Origin of the sequence: Vibrio ichthyoenteri ATCC 700023 (genome assembly GCF_000222605.1) — a bacterium.
Taxonomy (GTDB): Bacteria; Pseudomonadota; Gammaproteobacteria; order Enterobacterales; family Vibrionaceae; genus Vibrio; species Vibrio ichthyoenteri.
The window spans coordinates 1-581 of record NZ_AFWF01000090.1 but is presented as its reverse complement, the minus strand read 5'-3'; the positions used below and the strand labels follow the sequence as shown (position 1 = coordinate 581).

Genomic DNA, 581 nt, shown 5'->3' with positions numbered 1-581 from the left:
ACTTGGAAATGGTTTAGCAAATAGATACTGCAAGGCACTGCGGCCATTGGCATCACGTTCATGGATGTCTTGACCTGAATCTACTAGGGCTTGTAGGGCTGGGTGATGATCGGCAAAGTGCAAATCTGATTTGACCTTTTTAAAGATCCAAAACCATTCCTTTAACATGTGGTACCTACGTAACGATCAAATAGCCAGATGCTTCAATCAGCGCGAAATCGCGGCTTGTGTCTTGTGGCGTCTGATTTAGTAATGAATAGAAAAACAGCAAACAGAATGAGCGTTATTATAATCAAAATCAAGTGGTTATAGTTCTTTTCTTGGTGATTCGTTTGATGTGGGTTATCAGATGCGGAGCGAGCAGAAAATAAGGACCAAAAGTCACTTAGTGATCGAAAGGTTGGTGTTAGGTTCCAAACACAGCCTTTTAAAATGAGTGTAAGTCGCTGGTAGATTTTATAAGCCAAGATTAAATGCATATTAGTTATTAATGAAAAAAGGTATTTCATTTTTTTTGCCATGACAGCTCTAAGCGAGGAAGATAAATTGAGCTTGTTCATTGTTTTGATAAAAATAGATAA

General features: G+C 38.0%; 1 protein-coding gene. It reads right to left on the bottom strand.

Annotated features, from left to right (window positions below; all coding sequences use genetic code 11):
* Positions 1-203: 203 nt before the first annotated feature.
* The coding region (locus tag RH85_RS23270) for a hypothetical protein (protein ID WP_006711656.1) at positions 204-581 on the bottom strand (378 nt) is incomplete at its 5' end.